Source organism: Gemmatimonadaceae bacterium (assembly GCA_016720905.1).
GTDB lineage: Bacteria > Gemmatimonadota > Gemmatimonadetes > Gemmatimonadales > Gemmatimonadaceae > Gemmatimonas.
Genome location: JADKJT010000030.1, coordinates 317,672 through 335,192, shown reverse-complemented (window position 1 = coordinate 335,192; position 17,521 = coordinate 317,672). Strand labels below are relative to the sequence as shown.

General features: G+C 65.2%; 15 protein-coding genes. 2 read left to right on the top strand and 13 right to left on the bottom strand.

Translation table 11 applies throughout. The annotated features are described in order from the left end of the window. Nucleotides 1–11 precede the first annotated feature (11 nt). The 8 genes from IPP90_20320 to IPP90_20285 all read right to left on the bottom strand — a co-directional run bounded on the left by IPP90_20320 (nucleotide 12) and on the right by IPP90_20285 (nucleotide 9,994). A complete protein-coding gene (locus IPP90_20320) occupies nucleotides 12–1,034 on the bottom strand; it encodes a PHB depolymerase family esterase (protein MBL0173004.1) in 1,023 nt (340 codons plus the stop codon). Between the two features lie 28 nt (nucleotides 1,035–1,062). Further along, nucleotides 1,063–3,612, bottom strand: a complete 2,550-nt coding sequence (locus tag IPP90_20315; protein MBL0173003.1) for a TonB-dependent receptor — start codon at nucleotides 3,610–3,612, stop codon at nucleotides 1,063–1,065. Between the two features lie 127 nt (nucleotides 3,613–3,739). Further along, nucleotides 3,740–4,174, bottom strand: a complete 435-nt coding sequence (locus IPP90_20310; GenBank protein ID MBL0173002.1) for a MaoC family dehydratase — start codon at nucleotides 4,172–4,174, stop codon at nucleotides 3,740–3,742. Between the two features lie 2 nt (nucleotides 4,175–4,176). Then, the gene (locus IPP90_20305; GenBank protein MBL0173001.1) at nucleotides 4,177–5,685 is read right to left on the bottom strand and encodes a sodium/proline symporter; all 1,509 of its coding nucleotides are present in this window, start codon (nucleotides 5,683–5,685) and stop codon (nucleotides 4,177–4,179) included. Nucleotides 5,686–5,702: 17 nt separating this feature from the next. Continuing rightward, a complete protein-coding gene (locus IPP90_20300) occupies nucleotides 5,703–6,191 on the bottom strand; it encodes a hypothetical protein (GenBank protein MBL0173000.1) in 489 nt (162 codons plus the stop codon). Continuing rightward, a complete protein-coding gene (locus tag IPP90_20295) occupies nucleotides 6,188–7,915 on the bottom strand; it encodes a long-chain fatty acid--CoA ligase (GenBank protein ID MBL0172999.1) in 1,728 nt (575 codons plus the stop codon). Before IPP90_20295 ends, IPP90_20300 begins: the two co-directional genes overlap by 4 nt. Then, complete coding sequence (locus IPP90_20290; protein ID MBL0172998.1) at nucleotides 7,912–8,943, bottom strand: ketoacyl-ACP synthase III; 1,032 nt, start codon at nucleotides 8,941–8,943, stop codon at nucleotides 7,912–7,914. Before IPP90_20290 ends, IPP90_20295 begins: the two co-directional genes overlap by 4 nt. Nucleotides 8,944–8,956: 13 nt before the next feature. Then, nucleotides 8,957–9,994 (bottom strand): LacI family DNA-binding transcriptional regulator, encoded by a 1,038-nt coding sequence (locus IPP90_20285; GenBank protein MBL0172997.1) that lies wholly within the window; start codon nucleotides 9,992–9,994, stop codon nucleotides 8,957–8,959. 168 nt (nucleotides 9,995–10,162) lie between these two features. Between IPP90_20285 and IPP90_20280 the strand changes: the two genes are divergently transcribed. Beyond that, complete coding sequence (locus IPP90_20280; protein MBL0172996.1) at nucleotides 10,163–10,876, top strand: LysM peptidoglycan-binding domain-containing protein; 714 nt, start codon at nucleotides 10,163–10,165, stop codon at nucleotides 10,874–10,876. 64 nt (nucleotides 10,877–10,940) lie between these two features. Here the strand turns inward: IPP90_20280 and IPP90_20275 are convergent, their stop codons facing one another. The 5 genes from IPP90_20275 to IPP90_20255 all read right to left on the bottom strand — a co-directional run bounded on the left by IPP90_20275 (nucleotide 10,941) and on the right by IPP90_20255 (nucleotide 16,107). Continuing rightward, nucleotides 10,941–11,939 (bottom strand): deoxyhypusine synthase family protein, encoded by a 999-nt coding sequence (locus IPP90_20275; GenBank protein MBL0172995.1) that lies wholly within the window; start codon nucleotides 11,937–11,939, stop codon nucleotides 10,941–10,943. A 96-nt stretch (nucleotides 11,940–12,035) separates the two neighbouring features. Then, nucleotides 12,036–13,817 (bottom strand): hypothetical protein, encoded by a 1,782-nt coding sequence (locus IPP90_20270; GenBank protein MBL0172994.1) that lies wholly within the window; start codon nucleotides 13,815–13,817, stop codon nucleotides 12,036–12,038. Between the two features lie 96 nt (nucleotides 13,818–13,913). Then, the gene (locus IPP90_20265) at nucleotides 13,914–14,189 is read right to left on the bottom strand and encodes a hypothetical protein (GenBank protein ID MBL0172993.1); all 276 of its coding nucleotides are present in this window, start codon (nucleotides 14,187–14,189) and stop codon (nucleotides 13,914–13,916) included. Nucleotides 14,190–14,303: 114 nt separating this feature from the next. Beyond that, nucleotides 14,304–15,260 (bottom strand): alpha/beta hydrolase, encoded by a 957-nt coding sequence (locus IPP90_20260; protein MBL0172992.1) that lies wholly within the window; start codon nucleotides 15,258–15,260, stop codon nucleotides 14,304–14,306. A gap of 52 nt (nucleotides 15,261–15,312) precedes the next feature. Next, nucleotides 15,313–16,107 carry a response regulator transcription factor gene (locus tag IPP90_20255; protein ID MBL0172991.1) on the bottom strand — a complete coding sequence of 265 codons (795 nt, stop codon included), beginning with the start codon at nucleotides 16,105–16,107 and terminating at the stop codon, nucleotides 15,313–15,315. 253 nt (nucleotides 16,108–16,360) lie between these two features. On the opposite strand from IPP90_20255, the gene IPP90_20250 reads away from it, so the two are divergent. Further along, nucleotides 16,361–17,506 (top strand): histidine kinase, encoded by a 1,146-nt coding sequence (locus tag IPP90_20250; protein ID MBL0172990.1) that lies wholly within the window; start codon nucleotides 16,361–16,363, stop codon nucleotides 17,504–17,506. Nucleotides 17,507–17,521 lie beyond the last annotated feature (15 nt).

Below are 17,521 nucleotides of genomic sequence, written 5' to 3'. Positions count from 1 at the left end.
ATCTGCGACCACTACGGCAAACGGTGTTGTTGACAAAACGTGGCCACCATCCGACTCACGTCAGGACCCTTGGCATCCGTGAAGGTGCCGGCCGTCGAACCGCCCGCCCAGGCATGGCCCAATTCGTCAATGCGCACGCGCGTGACGACCGCCGCACCGCTGGCGTCGCGCCAATCGACGCGCCGCACCGTGTACGCATTATCCTGCGTCACCTGTTCGGGCGTGGCCTGCAACGGCGGAGCGCCCGCGTTTGCCCGGAGACGATCGTGCACACCGACCCATTGCGTGGCCGTCTCGTCGGCATTACGAAAAGCCACCACGGCATCGGCACCACCATGAATGACCAGCACCGGGAGTGCCCGCGAGTGCGCCCCCATGCCGAGCAGCACGGCATCCGCCGAGGGCACGGCATCGCCGGCACCGCGTTGCATCACCGACAGCGCCGCTCCCACGTTGCGCGCAGCCTGCCACGGCACGCCACTCAAGCTGGTCAGCGTCGCGAATCGCTCGGGATACGCCACGGCGACCAGTCCGGCCATCGCCGCACCGGCGGAGATGCCGACAATATGGACGCGCGTCGGGTCCGCGGGAAATTGCGTCAAGACATCGGCCACCAGACCGGCGAGGATCGCGGGCTCCCCTGCGTCACGTGCCTGATGGGCGGCATCGAACCAGTTCCAGCACGTCCGCGGATTCGCCTCCACCGGCTGTTCAGGATACAACACGAGAAAGCCGAGTTCCTCCGCCACCTGATCCATCTGTGATCCGCGCGCGATATCTGCGGCGGTTTGCGTGCATCCGTGCAACAGCACCATCAGCATTGGCGGCTTGGACCGCACATAGGACGACGGCACATACAGGCGCCATGCCCGGCCGCCCGCGGGACCGTGAAACCGCCCCGTGATCACCTGCCCCACCGCATCCGTCGCGGTCATCGTCGGCTCCGTTGGTTGGGCGCTTCCGCCTCGCGTGGCGGGGATGGCCAGCATCCCCGCGCACGCCAGGACGGACAGTCGAAACCGGCGAGTCATCATCTGGTCACTCGCCGACTTTGGGTTCGGTTCAGCGGTCGAACCGCAGGCCCACGAAGCCCATCGCGCCCAACGCCGGCATGTTGAGCAGCTCGATGTGCTTGCGGCCCACGCCGCAATCCCATCCCTTGAGGAACGACGACGGCAACGCTGCATTCAGGTACACCGGTGGCGTGCTGGTACCGCTCGTGCACGTATACAGGTTCTGCAACGACACGTTGAGCGTCGTGTGCTGACCAATCTTCTTGCCGACGTTGATATCCAGCGTGATGATGCCGGGAATGACGCCGTTATGCACGCCGGACAGGAACCGGTAGTCCTTCACGAATCGGAACGTGAAGCCGCCGAACGACTGAAACGGCATGTCGTGCGCATCGCCGCCCATGGTGGCCTTGAACGACGGGCTGTTGAGCGACGTCGCCTCCGGCGGATCACCGGCCTTGGCGATGATCGAGTCCAGCTTGAGGGCGCTCATCGTGCCCGACAGGTTGAACTTGGAATTCACCACGTACCGCACGCCGGCATCAATGCCGGACAGGGTCGCCTCACCGAGATTCAGATACGACAGCGCGACCTGGTCGGCGCCGGCGGCATTCGTGAATTTCGTGTCCGTCTTCGTGTTGTAGCCGTAGGTGCCGCCGAACGGGTTCGCCACCACCACCAGCGGACTCAGGAACGCCTTGTACCGCGCCACGTAGCCGGCCACGTCCACGTACAGACGCTCGTTCAGCACGCCCTTGTAGCCCAATTCGAATGTGTTGTTCACTTCCGGCACCACAGGGTCGATGGTGCGCTGGACCACGCCGGCCGCGTTTTTGATGGTGATGCCGTCCTTGTTGCCGAACACGCCAATGCCGGGGCTGAAATCGCGATAGAAGAAGTTCGTCTGCAGGATCGACGGCGACTTGAAGGCGCGATTGAAGGTCAGGCGGAACGTCGAGTTCTCGGTGGGCGACACCAACAACGCCGCCTTGGGACTGAACTGCGGATCGTAGAACTCGGGATTGTCGTACCGCGCGCCCAGCACGAGCTTGGTGATCTCGTTGAGCGGTGTCTCCGTCTGCGCGTACACGCCAATCTGGGTGAGCTTGAGGTCTTCCTTGGTCAGCGCATCGGTCAACCACACCCGCTTGGAACTGACCACATCCCGACGATACTGCACGCCCGTGACGACGCGCGTGTTGAACAGGCCCGTAAGCGTGACATTGTTCTGCACTTCCGCCGCCGTCAGCCGGCCGTCGGCAGGAAACGCCGACGCACGACGCACCGAATCATCACCGATGCCGTTGAATCGGGCATTCACCCGGTTGGTGGTGTAACCGTTCAGGGCAAAGGTCTCGCCCGACAACGAATGCGTGGTGTAGGCCTGTGCGAACCAGTTGTTGGTGGTGAAGCGGACCTGCTGGTTCCGGTATTCCCAGTCCTTCAACTGGTTGCGGCCGGCGCTGGTGACACCAATGCCATTGCTGCGGCTGGCACCGGCCTGATACTCGAGGCGTCCGCCATTGTCGAAGTAATACACCAGTGCACCACTGGCGCGACGATAGCTGGTTGACCAGTCCGGGCCGTTCTCCTGCACTGGTGTCGTGCCCGCTCCGTACACATTGACGTTCTGCCAGTCCTGCGCGGTCAGCACCTCGCCGGTCACCTTGTATCCCAGCTTGCCGCGCACACCCGCGTAGCGGAGTTGCGCGTCATTGTAGCTGACGCGACCCTTCTGCTTGTCGAAGTAGTTGCCAGGACTGCCGCCATTCGAACCGAGGGTGACTTCGCCGGTGAATCCCTGATACTGCTTGGGATCCTTCGAGAGCAACGTCACCACTCCGTTCGAAGCGTCGGGGCCGTACAACGCCGCGCCGGGGCCGATGAGGACTTCCACGCCGGCGATGTCCACCTTGGGAATCGTGGTGAAGACACCCACGGGGAGTCCATTCTCCGGAAGGACGGCCACCCGGTTGTCTTCCATCTGCAGCATGCGGTTGTTGAACGCGCTGTTGAATCCGCGCGCGTTGATTCCCGCCGCCGCGATACCCGTCTGGAAGAAGTCGACGCCTTTGACTTCCTTGAGCGCCGCCGTGAACGAGTTGCCCGCCGAATACTTGAACGCCTCGGCGTCAATGCGCGTGACCGTCGCCGGCGCTTCGGTGATCTTTTCCACTCGACGCGACGCCGACACGACGTACCCGCCCAGCTGGAGCGCCGTCGCTTGCAGCGTGATATCCAGCGTCGCATCCGCACCCGCCGCGACCGCGACGTTTTCAAAGGTCCGCGCCTTGGCACCGATGCGCTGCACACGCACCGAATAGCTGCCGGCCGGAACACCCACCACGCGGTAGCGGCCGTCCATGCCCGACGTCGCGCCAAAGCGTGTGCCCACCAGGGTGACCTGGGCACCAGGGAGCGGGACCTTGGCACTATCGGTGACCAGACCGGTCACTCCACCGGTCTGTGCAGACGCCGCCACCGGCAGCGCCAGTACGGACAACGCGCCGCAGAGCGCCATGATGGCACGGTTGAACCGGACACACTGCCGTAGCACGCAGACTGCCGCGAATACGGGATGACGAACTAGGACTGACATGCGAAATCCTCCTGGAGGGGTACAACGGGAGACTGCAACAATCTGGGGCCTGAAACCGCATTCCGGAGCTTCCACGGCCGACGTCGACCGCGAGCCGGACGGGGGGACACTGCGACCGGTGGCGGCATCATCCTTCGCGGGGAATGAGGATGACCGCTTCACCGTCCAACACGAGCTTGCCGGACTGATTGCGGCACTCCGTCGACAGACGGGCGTGACGCTGATCCGGGAGCAGCTCGATGATCTCCACCGTCGTCGTGATCGCATCACCGATGCGCACCGGTCGGAGAAAGCGGAGCGACTGCGACAGGTAGATCGAACCAGGTCCGGGCAACTGCATCGCCATCGTCGCCGAGACGAAGCCGGCCGTCAGCATCCCGTGGGCGATGCGCCCCTTGAAGCGCGACGCCTGCGCCTGCGCGTCGTCAAGATGCACGGGATTACTGTCGCCCGTGATCGCGGCAAAGAGGACAATCTCGCTCTCGGAAACGGTGCGTGTCATCGTGGCCGACTGACCAACGGCCAGCGCGAGGAACCGATCCGAGGGGCCCGATTCTGTCATGGTCACGCCTCCATCACCGCGCGCACATCGGCGGAGAGCGTGGAGGCCGCCGTCGCCCGCGTCAGCCACGACACGGTCACAAACACGAGCAGCGACAGCACCAGCGCGATGGCGGTGGCGGTCACACCCGATGGGAACGTGAAGACCTTGAAGAATGCCAACGATTCGAGGGCGAGTGTCGTGACCAGTCCGGTAGCGATCGATGCGATGGCCCCGGCACGTGTGGCCCCCTGCCAGTTGAGCCCAAGCGCCAGCGACGGCACCAGCGTGGACGCGAACAGCCCCCAGCCGAACACGCCGAGCAGCGCCACCAAGGTCCCGGCGGCCTGTGCCACGATGGCCGCACCCAGGGTGATAAGCACCGTCCAGATACGACCCCAACGCAACTCGTTGATCACCCGCGTGCCGAACGCCACCGGCAGGTCGTGCGTCAACGCGGCCGACCCGATGCTCATGAACGAGTTGACGGTGCTCATGATCGCGGCCGCGACGGCGGAGAAGACCAACGCCGCGAGTGGCAACGGTGTGAACTGCAGGAGGAATGTCGGAGTGGCGTCGTCGGGTGACGTCAGTGCCGGGGCGCGACCGGAAAGCACCAGCGCCTTCATGGAGAGTCCCACACCCACAAACAACAGCAGCGTGAGCGACAGCGCCAACGTCATCAGCAACGGGTACCACTTGAGCCGACGTGCGTCTTTCAGCATGAAGAACTTGTGCGCCACATGCGGCTGCCCCAGCGAACCCAAACCGAACACGAAGAAGAATGACAAGGCCGCCAATGGGGACAGTTTCCCCCACGGCGCGAGGATGGTCGGATCGTGCGTCATCAGCGTGCGGGAGATCCCGCTCAGCCCACCGCCGGACTTCAAGGCGAACGCAAACACGAGCGTTGACGCGACCGCCATCAGGATGCCCTGAAAGACGTCGTTGTAAATGCCGGCCAGAATACCGCCCGACACGGAGTACGCGAGCACAATGGCAGTACCCAGCCAGATCGCCGGCACGCGCCCAATGCCGAAGATCGCGTCAATCACCAGGCCAAGCGCCAGCAGGTTGGTGGCCATATACCCGATCACCGCAATCACGATGGCCACCGCCGACATTCCCTGTGCCAACGGCGATTGGAATCGGGCGCCGATCGCGTCGGGGATGGTGATCATCTCGCGCACTTCCGCCAGCAGCCGCAATCGCTTCGCCATCACCCAGGCGCCCATCGAGTTGGTCAGCGCCGACGGGAGGATGATGAATACGGCCCCGAGACCGATGGAATACACGAGGCCGGGTCCTCCAATAAATGCGAAACCCGAGAGGGTCGCCGCCATCGAGGCAATCGCCAGCGTGAATAATCCGAGCCCCTGTCCGGCCACAAAGAAATCGGCGACGGTCTTCGTGCGTCGGGTTGCCCAGATGCCGATGGCCGCCACCACCACGAAGTACGCAATCGCCACGCCGCCGATCACGGGCTGGGCCATGGACGGCAACGTCGTACCCTGCAAGAGCGGGGTGATCACGGCAGCATGGCCCGCCATCATGCCGCCCCCGGCCCGTCGTCGGACGGCAGCGTGACGCGGCGAGCCGCGCGCACGCGCGCAATGTCGGCGTCGGAAAGTGTGAACGCGTCGAAGGTGAGGGCATACGCGAACGGCAACACAAACAACGGCAGCACGCCCACGCCGTACAGGATCACCGCCGCACGCTTCGGCAAGCCGAGCCATAGCGCGGCAGACGGTTCGTCAGGTGGCAGGGCGAGAGCCAGCAGAAATCCGCCCGTGACCAGCACCAAGACGATGGCGATCGGCCATATCAGAACCCCCAGTCCCCGACCGTCACGCACCGCGCCGAACGTCATCATCGCCATCAGGCAGATGGGCAACGCCACGCTCATGATCCATGGTCCGAACGCGGCGATCGCCGGCGAAGCGAACGCCGAGGCGTAGGCGACGGCTATGCCGGCCGCGCTCAGTACGACAGCCGCAAACGCCACTCGGCGCACGCCGGTCAACTTGGAACTCGTCATGCGGACGACTCTCCGTACAGCGCGTCAAAGGATTCGGCGTACCGGGCGGCGATCACCTGGCGCACCAACTTGTGCGTCGGTGTCAGTTCACCGGCTTCGACGGTCAATTCGTGCGCGATGACCGTGAACCGCTGGACGCGGTCGGTGCGCGCGAGGTCGGCGTTCACCTGACTCACGACATCATGCAGCATCGCCTGCCAGCGCGGATGCGCGACCAGATCCGGCCACGCCAGTGCGAGACCGGCGGTGCGCGCCCACGCCTCCACCACGGGACGCCGCAGTGACAGCAGCGCCGTCAGATACTTGCGACCTTCACCATAGCACACCGCATGGGCGATGAACGGCGACGACACCAGCGCCGCCTCGATCGGAATCGGGGCGATCTTGCGGCCAGTCGAAAGCGCGATCAACTCTTTCACGCGACCGGTGATGCGCAGCATGCCGTCGGCGTCCAGTGCGGCGCGATCTCCCGTGCGCAGCCACTCCCCATCGTCGGTGAAGGCGGCGCGCGTCGCGTGCGCGTCTCCCCAGTAGCCGCTGAAAGTCAGCGCGCTTTTCGCCACCAGCAACTCACCGTCATCGGCGATCCGCACCGTGGTCCCCGGCATGGGCACTCCCACCGCGTCGAAGCGAAAGTGTCCGGGGCGATTCATCGCCACACACAAATGCTCGGTCTGCCCATACGCGCCGAGAATGGGCAGCCCCAACGCGGCAAGCTCCGCCGCGATGTGGCTCGGCATCGCGGCACCGCCTGACGTGGCAAAGCGGCACCGCGGCCCGATCCGATCAGTGATCGCGGTGCGCGGATCCGTCCCGTCGCGACGAGCCACTTCCACCGCCTCGTACAGCCGCTCAAAGATCCGCGGCAGCCCGCCCAGCATGGTCGGCTCAAAACTCCGGGCGACAACGAACACGTCGGCAGGATCCTCGATGAGTGCGGTAGGCAGACCCGCGACGATGCGGGTACACTGCCCGAACACCCGCTCAGCCGCGTGCGAAAATGGCAGGAACGACAGCGTACGATCCGCGCTCGTGAGCGCCAGGACGTCGGCGATCGACTCCGCTGATGCCGCCAGATACCGATGCGAGATGCACGCGCCCTTCGGCTTGCCCGTCGATCCCGACGTGTAGATCAGCGCGGCCAGATCGTCCAGTGCCACGGCGCTGATGCGCGCCTCCAGTGCGGCGCGCAGGGTGGCATCCGATGCCAGTGACGCGGCACCACGGCGTTGCCATTCCTCCCACGAGGAATCCCCGGTCACCACATCGCCGGCAGCGGGCGGAAACTCGTTCTCGGGCGCATCGGCAATGATGGGCAGTGCACGTCCCACCGCGCGACGCGCGTACTGCAGCGTACGCCGATGGGTGGCTCCCGCCACCAATGCCAACGCCGTCCCACTATCCATCACCATCGCCTCAACCTGCGCGGGCGTGCTGGTCGGATACACCCCTACACCAATCGCGCCCACCATTTGAATCGCGAGATCAGCGATCGGCCAGAGTGGGCGATTGCCTGCCAACACCATCACTCGGTCACCCGGTCCGATGCCGGCCTGCAGCAATTGCGCGGCAATGGCCCGCGAAGCGTCAGCCCATTCGCCCCACGAAAGGTCTGCGGTCGCGCGCGACGCGCCGGCGGGATACACGGCGAACGCCAACGCCAACGGCGTGTGCGCCGCACGGGAGAGGAACTGCCGGACCAGCGGCACAGATTCCGCGGTCATCCGTCGGCCGCCCCGTGACCTGCAGTCGTCCGTGCACGCCACCGCATGGCCAGCGATCCCATCGCCAAACCAGCACCCGACCCCGTCAACACCAGCAGATGACCGTCGCGGATTCGCCCGGAACGCACGGCATCATCCAACGCCATCGGCAAACAGGCCGATCCCGTATACCCCCATTTGTGCATGATCGTGTGCGCGCGCTCCATCGGCAGCGCCAATGCATGCATGACCTGGACGATCGTCGAACGATTCACCTGCGTCCACAGCCAGCAATCCACATCTTCCGGCCGATGGCCGGCGCGGGCGAGCACCGAGCGCACGATGCGCGGCCACCCGTCTTCGTTCAGTGACGCGGGATACTTCTCGACAAAGCGCAGTCGATTCTGAACGCCCGCGGCCAGGACGTCGACGGTGATCGGCGTGTGCGTACCACCGGCAAAGATCCCCATCCCGTGACAGTAGCGTCCGTCGGCGAAGAGTTCGGACGCCAGTATACCCGGCGTGTCGCTGGCTTCAACGACCGCAGCCCCCGCCCCGTCGGCGAAGATCGTCACCGTCTTCTTATCCGTCGGATCGAGATACTTCGACATCGCGTAGGCGCCGACCACCAGGATGCGCCGGTATCGCAGATCCGCACGGAGATATTTCCACGCGACATCCATCGCCGTGACGAAGCCTGCGCACCCCGCGTTGAGGTCAAACGTCCCGGCATTGGTGGTTCCCAATCGCCCATGCAGCACCGACGCGGTCGCCGGCGACACGAACTCCGGGGTGTCAGTCGCCACAATGACGAGATCGATACTCTCCGGGCCGATCCCGGCGGCGTCAAGCGCTCGTCGCGCGGCATGCTCGGCCAGGTCGGCCGTCGATTCGTTCGCCGCGCACCAGCGACGCTCATGAATGCCCAGTGTGCCGGTCACGAACGGGGCGATGTCCTCACCCAGCTGCGTCGACAACTCCGCATTGGTGACCACGCGCGCGGGCACGTAACTGCCGGTGCCCGTGATGACCGCCTCGCGATACCCCATGAAGCCAGTCATGCTATGCCGTCGCGTGCGGTGTGGTCGGCACGGGGCCCGACGATTCGCGTGGCATCAGTCGCACGGGCAGCATTCGACGGGCGCTCAGGCGACGCGGCGACTGCTCGACGAGTTGCACCAGCAGCCGCGCCGCGCGCGCACCCAATTCGCGGGCAGGCACCGAGACGGTCGTCAGCTCGGGCGTGACATAGCGCGCGAACTCGATATCATCGCATCCGACAAGCGAACAGTCGGTCGGCAAACGCAGGCCGGCGCGCAGACACTGCTTGATCGCGCCGATGGCCATCAGGTCGTTGGCGAAGAACACCCCGGTGGGTGGTGTCGCCAGTCGCAGCAGTTCGCGCATCGCCTCACGGCCGCCAGCCATCGTCGCGGGGGCTCGTTTCCAGCGGTCGCTGGACCACCGTACCCCTGACTCGCGAAGCCGCAGGACGAAGCCACGCTCGCGCATCCGGAAGGTATGCACGTCCGTCGCCGGTCCGACGAAGGCCACGTGGCGATGTCCCAAGGCGAGCAAATGATCGGCAGCCAGTCGTCCGGCACCCATGGCGTCCGTGGCAATGCCCGGCCACCGCTCCGATGGTTCGTCAATCAGCACCACAGGCAACCCGGCCAGCGCATCTCCGGACAATTCCGCCGCGCCGATCGCATCGATCAGGATGCCGTCGATTTGACGGGCCTTGAGAATGTCCAGATGCTGCGCGATGTCCCGCGCATGCTGATCGCACAGCAACACCGCATACCCGGCTTCGGTGGCCACGCGCTCGGCGCCAGCGACCACGTCCGCGACAAACGGATTGCGCATGTCGGGGACGATCACGCCGAGGGCGAATGAACGACCCTGCGTCAGTGCACGCGCCGCCACATTGGGTCGGTAGCCGAGATCGGCCGCGGCCGCCAGCACCCGCTGCCGCGTCAAGGCAGCCACGCGGGCGCGCGGATGATTCGAGAGAACGAGCGACGCGGTCGGTTGGGAAACACCGGCGCGGGCCGCCACGTCATGGATGGTGACGCGGTGGCTGGGGGTGGGGTGGGACATCGCCGCAAAGATTGTACTGCAAATACGTATTGGCAAGTGGGGTCGCCAAAGCTGATAGCTTTCGTTGTGCCTGACGAATCTGGTGTCCAGCCCCCCGAATCCACGCCCCGCCGACGCAACTGGCTGCGGGCGGGCGAGAGTGCGCCAGCGCCTCGGCGGCGCCGGCCGATGGTCCGGGTGCTCATCGCCCTCACCAGCAGCACCGCGCTGCTGGGTGTGGCGGCCCTCGTGGCGGCGGCGGCGGTCGTGCCCCCTATCGGCGCACGCCGGGCGGCTCGCCTTTCTGCCCAACGCGAAATACGGTCGCAGCTGTCGGCGGATGAGCGAATCGTGGCCTCAGTCTACGCGAGCCAGCGGCGATGGACCGACATGTGGCGCGAATCGTTCGGGATGGTCGTGGCCACCAATCGACGTGTGCTCTACGTGGGCGCTCCACCCACGCCGCTCTTGCGTCCGCGTGAGGATGGGCCAGAGGAACTGCTGGTTGAGAGCTATCCATACGACGCCGCCTTTACACTCGAGCCCGGACTCCTCTTTCGCGGACTCGGCCGTGGGCTCGAATTGCGCACGCCGACCGCCCACGTCGATTTTCTCGTCGATGACGCGACGTGGGCGGACGCAGTCCGCGTGTCACAGGCCAGCATCGACGCTCGACGCGCCGTCACGCGCAACGAGGAAGCATTCGCCGAAAGCAATCGGTCGGCCCTTCCGACCGCCGCCGAGTATGTGACTCACGTTGTGCAACCGGGTGAAAACCTCACCGGGCTGGCTCGGCGCTTTCAGACGTCGCCAGACGTGCTGCGGCAGCTCAACCGGCTGCCGTCAGACGATATCCGAAGCGGTCAGCGCTTGCGCGTGCCGCGGGTGATCGAGCCGCCCTGATCACTCACACCACATCGACGATGGTCAAGACACGCCGCGCTGGTACGTGGGCAATCCGCGCCGTTCACTGACCCAGCACGATCGCAAACACCAGCGGGGCGACGATCGATGCATCAGACTCGATGATGAACTTGGGCGTCTCGATGCCCAGTTTGCCCCACGTGATCTTTTCGTTGGGCACCGCACCGGAATACCCGCCATAGCTGGTGGTCGAATCGCTGATCTGACAGAAGTATCCCCACAACGGCACGTCTTCGCGCTTCAGATCCTGATGCAACATGGGGACCACGCAGATGGGGAAGTCGCCGGCGATGCCGCCGCCAATCTGAAAGAACCCGATGGTCGTGTCCTTGGTGGTCCGCGTGTACCACTCGGCGAGATACATCATGTACTCGATGCCACTGCGGACCGTGTGCACGTTCTTCACGCCACCTTCGATGCAGTACGAGGCGAAGATGTTGCCCGTCGTCGAGTCTTCCCAGCCCGGCACGATGATCGGCAGGTTCTTCTGGGCGGCAGCGAGCATCCAGGAATTCTTCGGGTCAATCTGGTAGTACTGCTCCAATGACCCGCTCAACAGGATGCGATACATGAACTCATGCGGGAAATACCGAACGCCGTCACGATCCGCCGCCTTCCATTCATCGAGGATCGCCTTCTCGATGCGACGGATGGCCTCTCCTTCGGGGATGCAGGTGTCCGTCACGCGGTTCATATGCTTGTCCAACAGCCGCTGCTCGTCCTGGGGCGTGAGGTCGCGATAGTTCGGCACACGCTCATAGTGATCGTGCGCCACCAGGTTGTAGATGTCCTCTTCCAGATTCGCGCCCGTACAGGTGATCGCATGCACCTTGTCCTGCCGAATCATCTCGGCCAGTGACAGCCCCAATTCGGCGGTACTCATCGCGCCGGCCAACGTGACCATCATCTTGCCGCCACCATCAAGGTGCTGCACGTAGCCATCAGCCGCGTCGACAAGGGCGGCCGCGTTGAAGTGACGATAGTGATGACGGAGAAACGCGGAGACCGGCGCGGCGGCGGGCGCGGATGAAGTAGGCGTCATGAGGAGCGCTGGAGAGATGGCGGCGAACGCGGCGCCGGTCGGGTTCGGCAACCGCTGGTCGGCGGCCATTACCAGGCACCACCGACCGCGCGCAATCTACTGCGGCGACGTCCGGTCGTGGGTGCCCCGCCGGTCGCCTTCCCGGCCGCTGCGACGAAGCCCGAGCCACACGGCACCCGCGGCCAGGCCAATGGCGATTGCGCCATGCGACGTGACCAGCGCCGTTGCCGCCAGCGCAACACACACCAGCGCCACAGCCCGCACCCCCGCGCCCTCCGCCCACTCGTTGCCAATAGCCGGCGTCGGGATCTCCCGTGCGGCACCCCAACCCATGCCGGCGTGCTCGGCGTTGTATGCGGCGTCCGGCGATGTGGTCGCTGTTGCCGCTCGCGACGCCGACGTCTCCTCCAGGAGACCGAGTCCCAATCGTACGGGAATAAGGGGAGCGCGTTCGGAGTCGCCGCGCACGGCCATCATACCCGCTGATGGGGTACCGAGCCGCTCATCGGCAATGGTGGTGAACGCCGGCGCGGTACGTGCATGTGGCATTCCGCCGTTTTCAGGCGCGCTGTCGTTCACCGCAGGATTCCGCTGCCCTTCGGCAATCTGCGCGCCGCGCACGATGGCCAGCAGCAACCGACCGATCGGTTCACGCACCAGCATGCTCTGACGTCGCACCGCCCGCTCCGCGTCATCGAATCGCCCATCCTGCAACAGGGGCAGCAGCTGCTCGACCATCGTGCGTACCGGAGCCGGCGTTTCGGCGCCTTCGCCGGTGGTCGCGCCGAGGAACGTCGTAAGCACCGTGCGAGCGGCGTGCGCCTGATCGGCATTGGTGGCTGATGCCAGCGTTCCGCCGGCGCTGAACGCGCGCATCAGCATGCGCGCCTCGCGTGCGACTTCATTCGTTGGACGCATCACGATGCGAGCGCCGAATCGTTCCAGCGCTGATGCCGCGACATCGGTCTTTGCGGAATCGGAGGCGAGTGCATCAGCGCCGACCGCGGCCGATGTGATCGGTGGCGTTCGGTGGCCGATGCGCGTCGCCGACGGGTCGCCCAGATGCTCCGTGATCTCGGCGAAAATATGGTCGGTGCTGGCTGGTGTCACGCGCGCGGACCTGACGGCAGTCGGCATGGCCACAGGCCAATCGATTGGGGTCGGCCTTGAGCGCTGACGGGTATTGTCGGCCACGATGGTCCGCAGTACGGCGCGCCCCCACGTCAGGGCCGGATGTTCGGCTGCCGCGGTCGGTCGGGAGAGCAAGGCATCAGCCCCGCGCGAGTCCCCTTGCTTCGCCTGCACCAGCGCGTGTTGCACCAGCAGCAGGAGTTCACCCGGAGAACCCTGCAGGGCCTGTTGGAGTACGGAGCGGGCACCAGCCAGGTCGCCAAGCGCCATGCGTGAAACCGACTGCATGAAGCGGAGCGCCAGAGAGCCCGGCCGCACCGCCAGTCCCTCCTCTGCGACGCGCTCACTCTCGCCAGGCAGTCCGAGTACCGCCAGTGATCCACTGCGGAGGTACCACCCTTCTTCCGTGCGTTTCGCGCCCTCCCATACAAGGTCCAGGGCCGTCAAAGCGTCCGCGGGCAGATTGCGAAGCAACGACCCACGGGCCTGTTCAAGCCCGACCTCCATTTCCACCATTCCGGTTGCCTGCCGCGGGGCCACCAGATCGGTAGTGGCCAGAAGATTGAGCAGGTCAAGGCCGCTGCGACCCAACGGATGCTGAGGCGTCGAGACGGCGTCACGTGGGTCGATCGGCGCAATCCGCGTCAGCGCGCGCGACGGTTCACTTGCTCCGCTGCCGGCGGTGCCATGGGCAGTCGGAAGCGGAACGCGGTCGGCGGACGACAGACCTTTCAGGTCAGAGGGCACGCGGCAATTGAGAAGGAAGCGGCCGCGCCCGAAATGCGGGCGCCGTATCTCAATGAAGTCTCGGCTCCGGCCCCCTCCGGCTTCACTCGCAGCGTTTTAGCTGAGCGCCTCGACCAATGCCTCTTCGCTGCCAATCCGGCTATATCCGGCAAATAGCGCAAACCACCGGTACGCGCCCCCCTCCCGATCGAGCACCAGTCGGCGGCGAGTGACGCTGTGCTCGTACAGCCGCAGCTCGCCGACATCGGCAGGCCCGTCGATGAAGCCGATGAACCAGAAGGCGGCCGACGCGTCGACTGCGGCGTCACCGAATTCCGCCACGAGGGCTCGCTGGAGTGGGGCCCAATCGGGCGGACGGAAGTCAGTGGGCATATACACGATCGTTGCCCTGTGGACGCCTTGTCGATGAGGGCGTCACGATTCGTCACGTGTCCGGCGCGCAGCATTCAATCGCGATCCGGCGCGGGGCGATTCGGGACGTCGATATCACCCGCCCCTGACACGGTCCGTGATAAAGCGCACGGTGTCCGTCAGGGATTCCGCCGCTTCGGGAAGGACCGCCGGGAAGAACTGCCACACGTGCGGCACGCGCTGCCACAGTCGCAGTTCGACGTCGACGCCGGCTGCCCGCGCCCGCTCGGCCACACGCACGGCGTCGTCGCGCAGGACTTCATCTTCGCTGGCGTGCACGAGCAGCGGCGGCATGCCCGCAAACTCGCCGTACAGCGGTGAGATGTAGGGCAGCCGCGGATTCGATGCGCCGAGATAGAACGTGGCCGCGCGATGAATCGTGATGCCGGCAAACATCGCGCAGCGATCCGTGTTCTCCTCGATCGACCGGCCGGTCGCGGCGAGATCCGTCCACGGGCTGAAGGTGACCACGGCGGCCGGCAAGGGCGCGTGCGTGTCGCGCAGCGCCAGCGTAAGCGCGAGGGCGAGTCCGCCGCCGGCCGAGTCCCCGGCAATCACAATACGCGCGGGGGCGATGCCCAACGACAGGAGGTGGCCGTACGCGGCCCGGGCATCATCCAGTGCGGCCGGATACGGATGCTCCGGTGCCAGGCGATAGTCGGGCACGAATGCCGCGCCCTCCAGCCGTCGCACCAGCGACGCGACCAGCGGTCGATGCGTTTCCGGTGATCCCGCCAGATAGCCACCGCCGTGCAGATACAGCAGGACCGGCCCGTCACTCCTGGCGTGCGGCCACGAGACGATTTCACCGCCCCGCCAGTCGCCCGATGGCGGAGCGGCGACGACCTGCACGCCGGTGGAGCGAACCATGACATCGCGGGGCATCTGCTGTCGCCCCATGCGCCGCCGCACCCAGAGCGGATCGATCGGCTTCAACACATGCGGTCGCATGTATGCGCGAATCACCGCCGAGACGAATCGGGACTGCCAACTCGCATTGGCCGTGCCGGGAGCACCCTGTTCTGCACGCATACTGAATACTACCAGACTGCGAACGCCTCCACGTGCGTCGGCCCCGACGGCGTCAGACGCCGACCTGCTTCTCCACCCGATCGCGATAGTGCCGACTGAGTCGCAACCGGGTGCCGTCTTCCAGAATCACCACGTAGTCTCCCGAGAACCACTGCTGCATTTCGCGAACGCGATTCAGGTTCACAATCGTCGACCGGTGAATGCGCGCGAACAATCGTGGATCGAGCGTCTCCTCCAGGTGGCTGATGCGGTCCCGGATGGTATGGGCGACCTTGCCGACATGCAGACGTACGTAGTTGCGGTCCGCCTCGATCCAATCGATTTCCGTCGTCTTTACAAAGAACATGCGACCATCCTGCTTTACCAGGATACGACTGGCAAAGTGACCGTTGCTGCCGGGACTGCCCGCGACGGCGTTGGTCTGATGGCCCGCCGATGCAGCCGCGGCGTCACCGCGTTCCGGAACGCCATTCCCGTCGGCCAGGCGACGCACCGTGGCCAGCAATTCGCCCAGACGTTCGGCCGCGACCGCATGGGCCCGCTGCGTTCGCGCGCGCTCGAAGGCCGCGCGAAACCGATCAGCATCCACTGGTTTGAGCACGTAATCCACCGCGTGGACATCGAACGCGCGTTGCGCATGCTCATCGTACGCGGTCACGAACAGGATCATCGGCATGGTCTCGCCATCGAGTTCGGCCAGCACGCCGAATCCGTCCAATTCGGGCATCTGCACATCCAGGCAGACGAGATCGGGATGCGTCTCGGTGATCATACGGATCGCATCGCGGCCGGTCTCCGCCTCCCCGATGATCTCGACATCACTTTCGTTCTGCAGCAGGCGCCTCACGCGTTGGCGCGCCAGCGCCCGTCATCTACGATCAATACTCGCACGATGGCCCCTCCGGAGACTCGCAGTGTGCGCGGCATTCGCGCAGGTTGAATCGAGACAAACTACGTGAGACGGCACGCAATCGTTGCAGGTCATGTTCTTCGTACACGACGCGCGGACCGGTAGTTTCAATCCAGTTGTCCGGCACGCGTTTCCGACAATCCCCCGGGGATTGCACCCCGTCTCACCTAAGACGCCTTTCAAGGCTCCAATGGTTGCTTCGTCCCAATCCCTGACGATCGCCGATGAAGGCCAACGGCTGCGCAGTCTGACGCGATGGATGTTCGCCGTGGTCTGGCTCGTGCCGGCGGCGCTGGCCGCGCTGCAGCTCACTGTGGTGGGCGATGCCTCGGGAACGCACTACGGTTTTGGCCGTGCGCTGGTGTGGCAGGGTGGCGCCTGGCTAATCTGGGGCGGCTGGTCGCAGGCCATCCTCACGTTGGTCGACCGCGTGCGACTGGGGGCGGGAAAACTGGGCACCTGGGTTGGTGTGCACGTGCTGGCCACCGCAATCGTCTGTGCCATCAACGTGCTGGTGCTGGCCTGGTTCGACCATGTGTTTGGTACCATCGGGCAGGTGACGAGCTATGCCTTCGCCGTCCGCATCGTGCTCGTCAATCATCTGGACTTTCAGGTTGTGCTGTACTGGGCCGTGCTTGGCGCTGCCTATATGGTGGAGTTCGTCCGACGCTTCCGGGAGCGTGATCGGGCGGCGGCCGTGCTCGAACAGAAACTGGCGCGCACACAGCTCGATGCGTTGCGCATGCAACTCAATCCGCATTTCCTGTTCAACGCGCTGAACTCCGTGGCGGAATTGATGGAGCAGGACGTGCGCGAGGCACAACGCACGCTGACGCGGGTGGCCGACCTCCTGCGACTGTCGTTGCGCAGCGCCGCGTCCTCGACGATTCCGCTGTGGCAGGAAATCGAGCTGGTCGAGCTGTACCTGCAAATCGCGCGCGTGCGCTACGGCGCGGGACTGGATGTCGACATCGAGGTGGACTCGTCGGCGGTTGATGTCGATGTGCCGAGTTTTCTGCTGCAACCGTTGGTGGAGAACGCCCTCAAGCATGGACTCGCCCCCGGCCATCCCGACCAATCCATCACGATTTCGGTCACCCGCTCCGGGGACACACTGCTGCTGGTGGTGGAGGACAATGGCAAGGGCCTCGACGGACTGATCACCACCAGTGGACGATTTCTGGCCGTGCGCCCGCAGACGGTGGATGGCCTCGGAATCGGCCTCACCAATACGCGCTCCCGGCTCACCATGCTCTACGGTGACCGATATGCATTCGTGATGAGCAATCACGCGGCGGGCGGCTGCCGCGTCGAGATCCGGCTGCCGGTGGAATGACAGGGGTTTTGGGGT

What these genes read in the sequence shown, in the direction of transcription:
- IPP90_20320 (MBL0173004.1), bottom strand. Translation starts at nt 1,034, where the DNA reads ATGATGACTCGCCGGTTTCGACTGTCCGTCCTGGCGTGCGCGGGGATG.
- IPP90_20315 (MBL0173003.1), bottom strand. Translation starts at nt 3,612, where the DNA reads ATGTCAGTCCTAGTTCGTCATCCCGTATTCGCGGCAGTCTGCGTGCTA.
- IPP90_20310 (MBL0173002.1), bottom strand. Translation starts at nt 4,174, where the DNA reads ATGACAGAATCGGGCCCCTCGGATCGGTTCCTCGCGCTGGCCGTTGGT.
- IPP90_20300 (MBL0173000.1), bottom strand. Translation starts at nt 6,191, where the DNA reads ATGACGAGTTCCAAGTTGACCGGCGTGCGCCGAGTGGCGTTTGCGGCT.
- IPP90_20295 (MBL0172999.1), bottom strand. Translation starts at nt 7,915, where the DNA reads ATGACCGCGGAATCTGTGCCGCTGGTCCGGCAGTTCCTCTCCCGTGCG.
- IPP90_20290 (MBL0172998.1), bottom strand. Translation starts at nt 8,943, where the DNA reads ATGGGGTATCGCGAGGCGGTCATCACGGGCACCGGCAGTTACGTGCCC.
- IPP90_20285 (MBL0172997.1), bottom strand. Translation starts at nt 9,994, where the DNA reads ATGTCCCACCCCACCCCCAGCCACCGCGTCACCATCCATGACGTGGCG.
- IPP90_20280 (MBL0172996.1), top strand. Translation starts at nt 10,163, where the DNA reads ATGGTCCGGGTGCTCATCGCCCTCACCAGCAGCACCGCGCTGCTGGGT.
- IPP90_20275 (MBL0172995.1), bottom strand. Translation starts at nt 11,939, where the DNA reads ATGACGCCTACTTCATCCGCGCCCGCCGCCGCGCCGGTCTCCGCGTTT.
- IPP90_20265 (MBL0172993.1), bottom strand. Translation starts at nt 14,189, where the DNA reads ATGCCCACTGACTTCCGTCCGCCCGATTGGGCCCCACTCCAGCGAGCC.
- IPP90_20260 (MBL0172992.1), bottom strand. Translation starts at nt 15,260, where the DNA reads ATGCGTGCAGAACAGGGTGCTCCCGGCACGGCCAATGCGAGTTGGCAG.
- IPP90_20250 (MBL0172990.1), top strand. Translation starts at nt 16,361, where the DNA reads ATGGTTGCTTCGTCCCAATCCCTGACGATCGCCGATGAAGGCCAACGG.